Annotated in this window: 10 protein-coding genes; 7 read left to right on the top strand and 3 right to left on the bottom strand. The window is 35.4% G+C overall.

All coding sequences use genetic code 11. The annotated features are described in order from the left end of the window. Positions 1-494 precede the first annotated feature (494 nt). Positions 495-1,568 carry a glycoside hydrolase family protein gene (locus tag RMO83_RS10325; protein ID WP_310559600.1) on the top strand — a complete coding sequence of 358 codons (1,074 nt, stop codon included), beginning with the start codon at positions 495-497 and terminating at the stop codon, positions 1,566-1,568. Between the two features lie 207 nt (positions 1,569-1,775). Here RMO83_RS10325 and RMO83_RS10330 read toward each other — a convergent pair whose 3' ends face one another. Beyond that, complete coding sequence (locus RMO83_RS10330; protein WP_310559601.1) at positions 1,776-2,327, bottom strand: hypothetical protein; 552 nt, start codon at positions 2,325-2,327, stop codon at positions 1,776-1,778. A 190-nt stretch (positions 2,328-2,517) separates the two neighbouring features. Here RMO83_RS10330 and RMO83_RS10335 point away from each other — a divergent pair, with 190 nt between their 5' ends. From RMO83_RS10335 to RMO83_RS10345, 3 genes are all read left to right on the top strand, one after another. Continuing rightward, a complete protein-coding gene (locus tag RMO83_RS10335) occupies positions 2,518-3,894 on the top strand; it encodes an MATE family efflux transporter (RefSeq protein WP_310559602.1) in 1,377 nt (458 codons plus the stop codon). Between the two features lie 80 nt (positions 3,895-3,974). Then, the gene (locus RMO83_RS10340; protein WP_310559603.1) at positions 3,975-4,883 is read left to right on the top strand and encodes a prohibitin family protein; all 909 of its coding nucleotides are present in this window, start codon (positions 3,975-3,977) and stop codon (positions 4,881-4,883) included. A gap of 80 nt (positions 4,884-4,963) precedes the next feature. Further along, positions 4,964-5,194, top strand: a complete 231-nt coding sequence (locus tag RMO83_RS10345; RefSeq protein WP_310559604.1) for a hypothetical protein — start codon at positions 4,964-4,966, stop codon at positions 5,192-5,194. Positions 5,195-5,432: 238 nt separating this feature from the next. Here the strand turns inward: RMO83_RS10345 and RMO83_RS10350 are convergent, their stop codons facing one another. Further along, complete coding sequence (locus RMO83_RS10350; protein WP_310559605.1) at positions 5,433-5,813, bottom strand: PH domain-containing protein; 381 nt, start codon at positions 5,811-5,813, stop codon at positions 5,433-5,435. Between the two features lie 336 nt (positions 5,814-6,149). Here RMO83_RS10350 and RMO83_RS10355 point away from each other — a divergent pair, with 336 nt between their 5' ends. After that, positions 6,150-8,822, top strand: coding sequence for an MGH1-like glycoside hydrolase domain-containing protein (locus RMO83_RS10355; RefSeq protein ID WP_310559606.1), 2,673 nt, complete (start codon positions 6,150-6,152; stop codon positions 8,820-8,822). Positions 8,823-8,952: 130 nt separating this feature from the next. On the opposite strand, the gene mnmE is transcribed toward RMO83_RS10355, so the two are convergent. After that, positions 8,953-10,353, bottom strand: coding sequence for a tRNA uridine-5-carboxymethylaminomethyl(34) synthesis GTPase MnmE (mnmE, locus tag RMO83_RS10360; RefSeq protein WP_310559607.1), 1,401 nt, complete (start codon positions 10,351-10,353; stop codon positions 8,953-8,955). A gap of 123 nt (positions 10,354-10,476) precedes the next feature. Here mnmE and RMO83_RS10365 point away from each other — a divergent pair, with 123 nt between their 5' ends. Both RMO83_RS10365 and RMO83_RS10370 read left to right on the top strand, forming a co-directional pair. Then, complete coding sequence (locus RMO83_RS10365) at positions 10,477-12,249, top strand: MutS-related protein (RefSeq protein ID WP_310559608.1); 1,773 nt, start codon at positions 10,477-10,479, stop codon at positions 12,247-12,249. Between the two features lie 132 nt (positions 12,250-12,381). Next, positions 12,382-13,212 (top strand): universal stress protein, encoded by an 831-nt coding sequence (locus tag RMO83_RS10370; protein WP_310559609.1) that lies wholly within the window; start codon positions 12,382-12,384, stop codon positions 13,210-13,212. Positions 13,213-13,354: the final 142 nt, after the last annotated feature.

Here is a 13,354-nt window from a genome sequence, read left to right on the forward strand (position 1 = left end):
ATAATATAAAAACTGAAAAATTATGGAAGAATTATTATGTAAAAAGTCCTATTATTGTAAACCAATAACAGGACTAAAAATGAGTTGTAAATCTATTTTAGGATTAAGTATAAATATGTAAACTTATTTTAGGACGAGACAGTTGGTTATCCAACAACCCCACGAATATATATTGGTAAAGAAATAAACGGTTCAGTACAACAGCAATTTTATTCAAGAGCAAATAGTTTTAATGTTTACATTACAAAATTAGATTTCGTTAGTAAAATAATTTCAGGAACATTTTCGGGAGATGTATTTGACATAAACAACAATAAACTAGAATTAAAAAATGGAAGATTCGATGTAAAAATACAATAACTTCTGCCCCGATAGCGCGGATTTGCAATCCGTGCCCATTTACGAGAGTATAGTCCCGGAAGATACTGTGTTGATTTACAATTAAAATATTAATTTTTGCATTAATTTTTTCAAAACCATACTAGTTAATAAGTATGAAAGACTTCGTTACATTACAAACAGCGGTATTAATTTTTAATGCTTTATTACTTGGGATAGTGCCTGTCAGGGCGCAGGATTTAAACCTCAACAGTATGATTCAACCCATACCAATGACTGCAAAATTCAGTAGCGACACCGAGTATATTTGGTGTGGAACGCTAGTAAAGTCGCATATTGACCATAAATACCACCTTTTCTATTCGCGATGGCCACGTAAGTATGGAATGATGGCTTGGGTGACTAGTTCAGAGGTTGCTCACGCCGTTTCTGATTCGCCATTTGGCCCGTTTGTGTTTAAAGATGTTGCTTTGCCACATAGGGGAGGTGACTACTGGGATGGAATGTACACGCACAATCCGACCGTTCATTTTTTCAACGGAAAATATTATCTCTACTACACGGGTAATTTTGGAGATGGTAAAATTACCAGTCCCCAACTAAACTGGACACATCGCAACAACCAGCGCATAGGTGTTGCTATTGCTGATGACCCAAACGGGCCGTGGAAACAGTTCAATCAGCCCATCATTGCTATTTCAAAAGATACTACAGCACTAGATGCACAGATGGTTGCCAATCCCTCAGTAACTCAAATGCCTGATGGGCGTTTCCTAATGGTTTACAAAGCAGTTGCCCGTCAAAAACCGCAGCCATTTGGCGGTACGGTTGTACATCTCACGGCCATTGCTGAAAAACCAGAAGGTCCATTTGTAAAACAAAACAAACCCATTTTTACGGCTGAAAATGCAGACTTTCCGGCAGAGGATCCGTATGTTTGGTACCAGGACAATTGCTATTATGCCATTGTAAAAGATATGAAAGGTGCGTTTACCAGTGCAGGCCGCAGTCTGGTGCTTTTTTATTCTCTTGATGGCCTAGATTGGAAACTAGCCAAACATCCGCTGGTATCCGATTTGAATATTAAATGGGAGGATGGTACCACAAATAAACTGGAAGCGTTGGAAAGGCCCCAGTTGTTCTTCGAAAATGGCAAACTAGTGGCCTTGCTTTGTGCGGTAAACGAAACGCTGGGACATTCTTACAATGTGCAGATTCCCTTAAAATAGCTGCAGCAACAACATTCATAAAGCGATTGTACTATATGTGTTTTTAAATTTTGCTATACTAGTTTATTGTATAGGTGTAATCGGGGTAAATAAAGAACGATTCCTAAAAAATAAAGTGCTTAGAATTATTGTACCCTCATAATGAAAATTATTTCCAAAAAAAAAAATGCGCTGAAGTTCAGCGCATTTTTCAAGAATTTATAATTTTTACAATTGGAAACCGTAAGCCAAACGCACGCCAACTTGGCCCACACCTTTGCCTAAACTACCATTATTGTTCAATCGTGCAAAGTCATTATAGAACTCGTAATGCAAGGAAATATCGACATATTTTGTAGCATAGCCAATACTTGGCGCTAGAAGCAACGAGGTTTTGTGATAACCATTTGTCACCGCAAAAGCCGCTCCAGCTTCGCCCATCACATAAAATTCATCGTTCCAAATAAAGGCTTTAAAACCTAATTTTGCAGGAATGAACCCTACATCAGATCCATCTACTTTGCTTACAAAAAGATTTGTAAATCCGGTCGTCAGCGTAGCAGAATATCTTTTTGACAAGTCGTATTGCACTCTTGCATCAGCACCTAAAGTCAATTTATAAGGATCGTGCGCAGCGTATCCTGCATTTACACCAACTCCTAAACGGAATCCTTGATCATAATTTGTTGCTGCTTTCGTGTCTTGTGCATTCGAATTAGTAACGAATAGCATTGAGATCGCTAATACCAATACCAATGTAATTTTTTTTGTAGTTTTCATAAGTTTAATTTTCGTTTTGTGTTTTTTTAACGGTGCAAAAGTACGTGAGCTACCTTTCGAAATTATTATAGAATTAACCTAGTTTGTTATATAATTTTTGGATTGCTACCACTAAAGTTGTCTTTATTATTGAAAATCTATGGATAGAATCAATTCGTTCTCGTTACCTTTGCCGTCCAAATAAACGAAATTGAATTTTTCCCAATACACCAGAGAGTTCTCCTATAATGTACGATTGGCTTTCCCAGTAATTCTAGGAATGCTGGGACATACTTTGATAGGAATTGTTGATAATTTTATGGTCGGAAACCTTGGTTCTACCGAGTTGGCGGCGGTTTCTTTAGGCAATAGTTTTATTTTTATTGGCATGTCCTTGGGGATTGGATTTTCAACTGCCATAACACCTTTGATTGCAGAAGCCGACGCTGAGAAAGACGAAAAAAAAATCCGAACTACTTTTCACCACGGTTTGTTGTTGTGTACACTTTTAGGCATTGCGATTTTTATTATGATTGTTTTGGCAAAGCCAATAATGAATTTGATGAACCAACCCGCAGCGGTTGTCGATTTGGCTGCTCCTTATATTGATTGGGTGGCTTTTTCGTTGATTCCGGTTATTGTTTTTCAAGGATATAAGCAATTTGCTGATGGTTTGTCGCAAACGAAATATTCGATGTATGCGATTTATTTAGCCAATGTTGTTCACGTTTTTTTTAATTATGTATTGATTTATGGGGTATGGGGTTTTCCAAAACTGGGAATTTTGGGAGCTGCCTTGGGAACCGTCATTTCCAGAATTATGATGGTGGTTTTTATGCACTATATCCTTCGATATCATGCTGCTTTCAGTACTTATTTTAAGAATTTTACTTTCAAAGAAATCAAGAAATCCATCTTGAAAAAAATCATTAATCTTGGTTTTCCTTCGGCGATGCAAATGTTGTTTGAAGTAACTTTGTTCACGGCGGCAATTTGGCTTTCGGGTTCGCTTGGAAAAAACAGTCAGGCAGCAAACCAAATTGCGTTGACATTAGCTTCCTCTACGTTTATGGTAGCAATGGGTTTTAGCGTGGCGGCGATGATTAGGGTAAGTCATTCCAAAGGGATGAAAGAGTACAAGCAATTAATCACCGTGGCGCGTTCGATTTTTTTATTGGCCATTATGGTCGAAATGTTCTTTGGAATTGTTTTCGTGATTTCGCATAATTTCCTTCCGCATTTGTTTTTGAATATGTCCGATGCATCGCAACAATTGGATAATGCAGCAATAATAGTTATTGCCTCCAAATTGCTTTTGGTGGCTGCTGTATTCCAAATTTCGGATGGAATTCAAGTGGTGGTTTTGGGAGCGTTAAGAGGTTTGCAAGATGTAAAAATTCCAATGTATATTACTTTTGTGGCCTATTGGATAGTAGGATTTCCCATTTCGTATTATCTAGGAAAACATACTGATTTGGGCGCTACTGGCATCTGGATTGGGCTTTTGTGTGGATTAACATCGGCCGCTTTATTTTTGTATATTCGCTTTGCGAGATTGACTAAAAAATTGGCATTCGAAAACTTGTAAAAGTTTAAGTTTTTGCTTAAAACGGTGTAACTTCCGCTGTAAGATCTCGTCTAATTGTTCAACAAATTAAATTTTAAAAAATGATACTATTAATTATTATTGGGGTTATATTTCTGATTCTAAGTTTTGCTTTAAAAAGCAATGCAAGCAATCCATTGTTTAAGTTTTCAGGAACAATTAGAAATATCGGAATTTTAGTGATCGTGTTGGGAATTTTTTCCTCCATGTTCAAGCAGATTGATGCCGGAAAAGTAGGAGTGAAGTCGCTTTATGGAAGCGTTCAGCCAGATGTTCTCGAAAGTGGATTGCATTTGATTAACCCGCTTTTGGATGTAACCGATTTTGATATTCAAACTCAAAATTACACCATGTCTGCTGTTCACAATGAAGGAGCTCAAGAGGGCGATGATGCTATTCGAGTTTTGTCGAATGATGGACTAGAAGTGGTGATTGATTTAACGGTTTTGTATAAAATTACGCCTACCGATGCACCTAAGATTTTTAAACAAATTGGGGTCAATTATACCGATAAAATTGTTCGTCCAGTAACTAGAACCCGGATTCGTGACAATGCTGTTTATTATGACGCCGTTGCTTTGTATTCAACCAAAAGAAACGAATTTCAGCAACGAATTTTTAAAAGTATTGAAGAAGATTTTAAAGCAAGAGGATTGGTTTTAGAGCAATTGTTAATTCGAAACATCAATCTTCCAGCATCTGTAAAAGCTACTATTGAAAGTAAAATCAATGCGGAACAAGATGCCCAGAAAATGACTTTTGTACTTCAAAAAGAAAAGCAAGAAGCCGAAAGAAAACGAGTAGAAGCGCAAGGTATCGCTGATTATCAAAGGATAATTTCCTCTGGATTAACCGATAAACAATTGCAATACGAACAAATAAAAGCACAAAAAGAAATCGCAACTTCACCCAATACTAAAATTATTTTTATGGGAAAAGGAAGTGCACCAGTAATTTTGTCAGATAAATAGTAACGGTTTGTAGTTTGTGGTTTGTTGATCAACCCTGAACAACAAACCACAAACTATAAACCATAAACCACAAACATAAAATGGAATTACCAAAATTTTTACTTGGCGACAATACCGATTTTCCTGAAGATATTTTCATCATTCACCTTGATTATCCTAGATTCATCATCAATCTTAAAGACGATGAGGTCGAATTTATGGAAGAAGCCGAAGACCTTGACGAAGGTGAACTCAATGCTGAAATGGAAGGTTTGATTTTGCTTGCCAATGATTTTTATGACCGTGAAATGGAACGTTACGAGAAAGAATAAATTGCAAAAAAGTAGAAATTATATATCACGATTGATGAGAAAAATTTCTTTATTAAAACCTTTTTTTAATTTTAAAGTATTATTACGACATTAAGCCTTAACCCCTATGAGGTTTTTAAAACCTCGTAGGGCTGTTCTAAAAATCAATAGACTTTAAAAATCAATAGGTTATAAATTTTAACCTTGATTTGCATTTACAATAAATGTAGAATGTTTCGAATAGACGTTGGATATTAACTTACGCCAAAACGTGAGACGCCAAAACCATATGAACGTCATAAACATTTACCGATTTGTTAAATTGTTTCACAATACTTGGATGAGTTTCACTTGAAACCCAAATTTTAAGTTCAGCGTCAAGATCGAAAGTGCCCGCCGTTTCAATACTAAATCTGGAGATGCTTTTATAAGTAATGGATTTGTATTCAATCTTGCTGGCAGTTAAACCTTGTTTTTCTATCAAAATCAGACGCTTGGTAGTGAAGATAAATACATCGCGAATGAGTTTGAAACCCAATTCTATTTCTTCGCCTTCTATTAATAATTTGCCATAGTCTTTGACTAAACTTTCTTGGCTCACTGCTCCTGCATTGCCTATTAATGCTGAAAAAAATCCCATAATTTTACTTTTTAATTATTATTTAAACAAAATAAGATTTACAAATTTACTATAAAAAACAATTCATAAGCAGAATCATTGTACTGATTTATAGTGTAAAGTTAATATCAATAATAGATTAATTAATAATTAGGGAATCTTATTGGTTAGGTTCATTACAATTATAATTATCTCGGTTAGAATTTTTATATAATTATTTTTAAATTTTTCTTAATAAGACAAACAATCCTGAAATTAATGCCTTTTTATTCATTTTATCTTCCAATTTTTACCAATTCTTTAGTGGTTTTTAATCTCGTTTTTTATAAATTGCACGTCCGAATAAAATAGAAAGAGATGTCAGAAAAAGAGGCTGAAACTAATGTAGAAAAAGCAAGATTAAAGTTAAGAAACGACAATAAAGGATGGAAAAAATGGGGTCCTTATTTAACAGATCGTCAGTGGGGAACTGTTAGAGAAGATTATTCACAAAGTGGTTATGCATGGGGAAGCACCACTCACGATATGGCACGTTCTAAAGCGTACCGATGGGGAGAAGAAGGCATTGGAGGAATTTCGGATAATAAGCAACATATTTGTTTCGCTTTTTCGTTTTGGAATCATAAAGATCGTATTTTGAAAGAACGCTATTTTGGATTAACTCCAGCCGAGTCTAATCACGGAGAGGATGTTAAAGAAATTTATTACTATCAAGATTCCACGCCTACACATTCCTATCAAAAGATGCTTTATAAGTATCCTCAAAAGGCATTTCCGTATGAAAAAATAATTACTGAAAGTCAAAAACGTTCACGTCTTGAACCTGAATATGAATTAATTGACACAGGAGTTTTTGATAATGACGAATATTTTGATATTACTATTGAATATGCGAAAGCCGATGAACAAGATATCTTAATCAAAGTTACTGTAGAAAACCGCTCACAAGAAGCGGCTCCAATTACCGTTTTGCCCACGATTTGGTTCAGAAATACTTGGAGTTGGGGTTATGAGAATTACAAAGACAAACCTACACTAAAAGGTGTCGGTAAATCACATATAGAAGTCGATCATAAATTAGTAGGACATTTTATTTTATATGCAGAAAAAGCAAAAAATATTTTGTTTTGCGACAACAAGACCAACTACGAAAAACTATATGGAGCACCTGCACAATCGTCTTATTCAAAAGATGGTATTAATGATTACATAATTAATAAAAAAAGGCGTAGTATCAATCCTGAATCTTTTGGTACAAAGGCTTCAGTACATTATGATGATAGTATTCCAGCACTAGGTAAAAAAGAATATCGCCTTCGATTTACAAATACTAATCCCACAGATGCCTTTGCAGATTTTGATGCCTTATTCCAAAAAAGAATTGAAGAAGCTGATGAATTTTATGCTCCAATTCAAAAAGGGGTAACGGACGAAAAATTGAAATCCATCCAGAGACAAGCTTATGCAGGGATGCTTTGGACCAAGCAATGGTATTATTATAATGTTTATGAATGGCTAAAAGGAGACCCAGCTAAACCAAAACCAGAAAGAGGACGAAACGAAGGTAGAAACAGTACTTGGAAGCACTTGTATACCTCTAACATTCTCTCAATGCCCGATAAATGGGAATATCCTTGGTTCGCTGCTTGGGATTTGGCTTTTCATACCTTGCCTTTGGCAAGATTGGATCCCGATTTTGCAAAAAGACAATTATTAGTCATTCTTAGGGAATACTATATGCACCCGAATGGGCAAATTCCAGCTTATGAATGGTCATTTTCGGATGTGAATCCACCTGTTCATGCTTGGGCCACTTGGAAAGTTTATGAAATAGACAAAGAGGCTAATGGAGGGGTTGGGGATACCATTTTTCTAGAACGAATTTTCCACAAATTACTACTCAACTTTACGTGGTGGGTGAATTTGAAAGATGAAAATGGGAATAATATTTTTGGAGGTGGATTCCTCGGAATGGATAATATTGGAGTTTTTGATCGTTCCTATGATTTGCCAACAGGAGGACACCTAGAGCAAGCCGATGGTACAGGGTGGATGGCGATGTATTGCTTAAATATGTTAAGAATTTCATGTGAAATATCACTAAAAAATCCGGTATATCAAGACATGGCTTCTAAATTTTTTGAGCATTTTCTCCATATTTCTGGAGCAATGCAATCTTTGGGAGACAATCATATAAGTCTTTGGGATGAAAAAGACGAGTTTTATTATGATATGCTTCACAAACCAAATGGTGATGCCGAATTGTTAAAAATCCGTTCGATGGTAGGTTTAATTCCGCTATTTGCTGTGGAAGTATTGACACCTGACTTACTGGAAAAACTACCTTTATTCAAGCGTCGAGTAGAGTGGATTTTGAAAAATCGTCCAGACTTAGCTAATTTAGTCTCTAGTTGGTTTGTTCACGGTGAGGGAGAAACCCGTTTACTCTCGACGCTTAGAGGACATAGGATGAAAATGATTCTCAAGCGGATGTTTGACGAGGAGGAATTTTTATCTGATTTTGGAGTGCGCTCGATGTCAAAATACCATAAAAATAACCCTTATAAATTTAAACATGATGGAGGTATTATTCAAGTAGATTATACGCCAGCCGAAGCCACAGGGGATATGTTTGGCGGTAATTCTAATTGGAGAGGGCCAATTTGGTTTCCAATGAATTATCTGATTTTGGACTCTTTAGAAAAATTCCACAACTACTATGGCAAAGAATTTAAAGTTGAGTTTCCAACCAATTCTGGAAATGAAATGAATCTTAAAGAAGCTTCGAAAGGCGTTGCTAGGCGATTATTAGACCTTTTTATTCCAGACGCTGAAAAGAAAATTCCAATGTATGGCGAATATGAAAAATTCCAAAAGGATGAACTTTTCAATAAAAATCATTTGTTTTTTGAGTATTTCGATGGAGATACAGGCAAAGGGTTAGGCGCCAATCATCAAACAGGATGGACAGGGCTTATCGCTGAAATCATTTGGCATTTGAACAAAGAAGAAATAGAGGAAAAAGAATAGTTCTTGTTGTTTTGGTAAAAATAATGGCTCTTTTAAAATTTAAAGTTTTAAAGGAGCCTTCTTTTATTGTCGTTTTATTGAGTTTTATATTGTCTTAGAAAAGTGTTTTTTTTTATCATAAAATGTTTATTTATTTGCCGATACAAAAGTTGGCAAAAATATTCCCCAAAAGTTCATCATTTGTAACTTGCCCAGTAATCATACCAAAATGATACAAAGCTTCTCGAATGTCCAAAGCCATCAAATCACTGGAAAGGTTGGTATGCAGTCCGTATTTTACTTTTTGAATTTCGTCTAAGGCTTTCAATAAAGAATCATAATGACGCGTATTGGTCACAATAGTTTCGTTGTTTCTCAAAGCACCCGTATTTACAAACGATAGCAATTGGTTTTTCAGCGCGTCGATTCCAATATTGTTTTTAGCGGATATGATTATAAGTCGTACGCTGTGCGTTGTAAGTTTTTCTTGTAGCACATTAATTTGATCCTCAGAAAGTAAATCTATTTTGTTTACGACAATAATTAAGGGTTTCAACGGAAACTGATTTTTAATTTTTTCGATTTCGATACTAAACTGAACACTATTTACTGAATACTGAACACTGTCCAATAAATATAAAATAACCTGAGCTTGCTCTATTTTTTCGAAAGTTTTACGAATACCAATCCTTTCTATGTGGTCTTCCGTTTCTCGAATGCCAGCCGTGTCTATAAATCGAAAACCGATGCCACCAATAACCAATTCGTCTTCAATTGTGTCTCTAGTTGTTCCTGCAATGTGTGAAACTATGGCGCGTTCTTCGTTTAACAAAGCATTCAAAAGCGTTGATTTTCCCACATTTGGTTCACCCACAATCGCCACAGGAATTCCATTTTTGATCACATTCCCCACAGCAAACGAGTCAATCAACCGTTTCAAAACAAACTCAATCCGATTCAATAATTCGTGAAATTGGGTTCTGTCGGCAAATTCAACATCTTCTTCGGCAAAGTCCAGTTCGAGCTCGATTAGCGAAGCAAAGTTCAATAGTTCTTCCCGCAGTTTCGCAATTTCGTTAGAGAAACCGCCACGCATTTGCTGCATAGCAATTTGGTGGGAAGCTTCGTTATCCGAAGAAATTAAATCGGCTACGGCCTCGGCTTGGGACAAATCGAGTTTTCCGTTTAAAAAAGCTCGAAGCGTAAATTCGCCTGGATTGGCCATTCGGCAGCCATTTCGAAGTAGTAATTGTATAATTTGTTGTTGAATATAGGTCGAACCGTGACAGGAAATTTCGATGGTGTTTTCACCGGTATAAGAATTTGGTCCTTTGAAAATGGAAACCAAAACCTCGTCCAAGGTTTTCTGATTATCGATAATATGACCCAAATGCAAAGTATGTGATTTTTGCTGGGTCAAATCTTTGTTTTTAATGGATTTAAAAACCGTATTTCCTATGGTAATGGCTTCCTCGCCAGAAATCCGAATAATGGCAATAGCTCCAGCGCCTGAAGGTGTGGCAAGTGCCACTATAGAATCGTTATGTAACATAGTATTTCGTATTGGGGGCAAAGGTACTAAATCTGAATAAGTTTCTATTTTAAAATAATTGAAAGCCATAGTACTGTCAACTTATTCTTCTCAATCCTTACATTTGTATATTATTCAATAAAAATGGAAATATATAAATCTAGAAGCGGCAACTATTTACAGGGATTAATTAAAACCAAAACCAAATACAACACAATCAGTTTGCTTCGATTGTTGAGTATTGTTCTATTTTTAGTTTTTGGTTTTTATCACATTAAGGAAAGCAACTACTTGTTTTTGTCTCTTTCCATCTTTTTTCTGATAGCCTTTATAGTATTGATGCGGTTTCATACCAAGTTGCTTTTTCAAATAAAAAGGCTGGAAGCGCTTATTTCCATTAATACCAACGAAATGGATTACTTAGAAAACAACAAACTGCCTTTTGAAAATGGGGAAGAGTTTATTGATTTTCACCATCCTTATGGGTATGATTTAGATATTTTTGGAAATCATTCTTTATTTCAGAATTACAACAGAACCGCCACTTATATAGGCAAGAAAACATTAGCCCAACAATGTGTCCGATTACTCCCGAATGAAGAAATCATTCTCAATCAGGAAGCAATTAAGGAATTGACCGCTAAATTAGATTGGCGTCAGGAGTTTTTGGCTTTGGCCAAAATAAGTCAGGATACCAAGCAAGCCTATGAAACAATATTGAAATGGAGTAAAAGCAACAGCACCCCATTATCAAAAGTAATAATTGGAATTTTGATTCTTTCACCAGTCCTTTTCCTGGGTTTTGCAGTAGCTTATTGGAGTACTTCTAATTCGTTTTTTCTAAAGGTATTGAGTCTTATTTTTGTATTCAATCTTGGTTTTTTGGGTCGATTTATGAAAAGAATCCAACTCGAAATCGCCCATTCTTCGAATATTGATAAAATCATTTCGCACTACGGATTATTGCTTCAAATAATCGAAAAAGAAGATTTTAAAGCAGAGAAATTAATCCATTTGCAAAAGCAGTTGACTTATCAAAAGGATAAGGCAAGTGTTCATCTCCAACAGTTAGCCAGTTTGTTTTCGAGTATGGATACGATTCAAAATTTAATAACAGGAGTGCTATTCAACGGAACATTTTTATACAATCTGCATATATTTAAAGTGTTGATTGTATGGAAAAATCAACACACAGTAGTACTAGAAGATTGGCTAAAAGTAATTGGCGAATTTGAAATGCTCAACAGTTTAGCAAATGTATCTTACAACAATCCTGATTTTGTCTTCCCAGAATTGAATACCAATTACGAAATTTCATTCTCGAATTTAAGTCATCCTTTATTATCTAAAAAAAGCAGGGTAGGTAATGACATCGATTTTCAACCTCAATCATTTATGATTTTGACGGGTTCGAATATGTCGGGCAAGAGTACTTTTCTGAGAAGTTTGGGAATCAATATGGTCTTAACAGGAATGGGAGCAGCAGTTTGCGCTACAAAAGCAAATGCACATCCAATGCCCGTTTTGGTTTCGATGCGACTCGCCGATTCTTTGTCGGATAGCGAATCCTATTTCTTTGCCGAAATCAAGCGTCTGAAACAAATAATGGATGAATTAGAGCGCCAACCCGCTTTTGTTTTATTAGACGAAATTCTAAGAGGTACCAATTCCGATGACAAGCGAAACGGTACGATCGAAGTGATTAAAAAAGTGATTACAAAAAATGCCATTGGCGGTATTGCCACCCACGATATTGAAGTTTGCTTGACCACAAATCAGTTCCCAGAAACCTTAATCAACAAATGTTTTGAAGTCGAAATAAGAAACAACGATTTGCATTTTGACTTTATTTTACGAGATGGCATTTGCAAAAATAAAAGCGCTACTTTCTTGATGAAAAAAATAGGCGTTATTTAAACCTTTAAACTCTTAAACAATTTTAAACTTTTTTGTGACATTAAAATTGTCATAAACATCTCCTAATGTGCATTGATATGTTCCGTTTTTTTGCTTACCTTTAAGGAATAAAATCACTTAAACTTCATAAAGATGAAAAAGATTTTGTTTCCCACAGATTTTTCCGACGCTGCAAACAATGCTTTTGTACACGCTTTGGAATTTGCTAAAATAGTAAATGGTGAACTCGTTTTATTACACACATTTGAGCTCCCAATGTATGACAACCAATTTTTCCCAGAAAATTACAACGTACTTTTTGACTCGCTTCAATTATCTCAATTTGATATGTTTAAAGACGAAATTTCAAAACTTCATTCTATTGCAGAAAAGCTAAATCTCAATCATATAAAGATGAGTCATCGATTGATGGATGGTACTTTACTTTTTAATATCAAAAAAGCTATTGAGGAAGAAAAAATAGATTTTATTGTTATGGGAACTTCTGGCGTTACTGGTTGGGAAGCCTTTTTCTTGGGTACCAATACCGGTAATGTTTTGACCGCTGTCGATGTGCCAGTTTTGAGTGTTCCTTCGGACTACAAGTTTAAAAAAATTGAAATCATCGGTTTTACTACCCGGTATAGATCTAAAGACAAAAAAGCACTTAGAGATGTGCTAAAAATTGCCAAGAAAACAAATGCTACAGTAAAATGTTTGTACGTAAAAACAAATGATTCGGATGTTGCTGCCTCTACCATAAAAAAATGGGAAGAAGAGTTTGCAGACGAACCCATACTGTTTTCTATAATTCCAAGTGATGATGTGCAAGACACCATTTTAGATTTTGTTTTATTCAAAGATATTGATGTATTAGCAATGCTTACTTACAAAAGAAACTTCTTTGTGGAATTATTCAAACCGAGTTTGACTCAGAAATTCTCGAATCGTCTAGGCATTCCTGTTTTGGCGATGCACGAATAAAATTATTTAGTCAACCCTTAAAAAGAGCTATTTTTAATTTCCACAAAAATAGGAATATTATTTTCAGGATAGAAGTTGAACAAATAATTAAGCCAAAAAACAATTTGTTCCTTGATTTGGTTGAATCGGAGCTTAAAATTGT

Origin of the sequence: Flavobacterium sp. (assembly GCF_031423415.1) — a bacterium.
Classification (GTDB): domain Bacteria; phylum Bacteroidota; class Bacteroidia; order Flavobacteriales; family Flavobacteriaceae; genus Flavobacterium.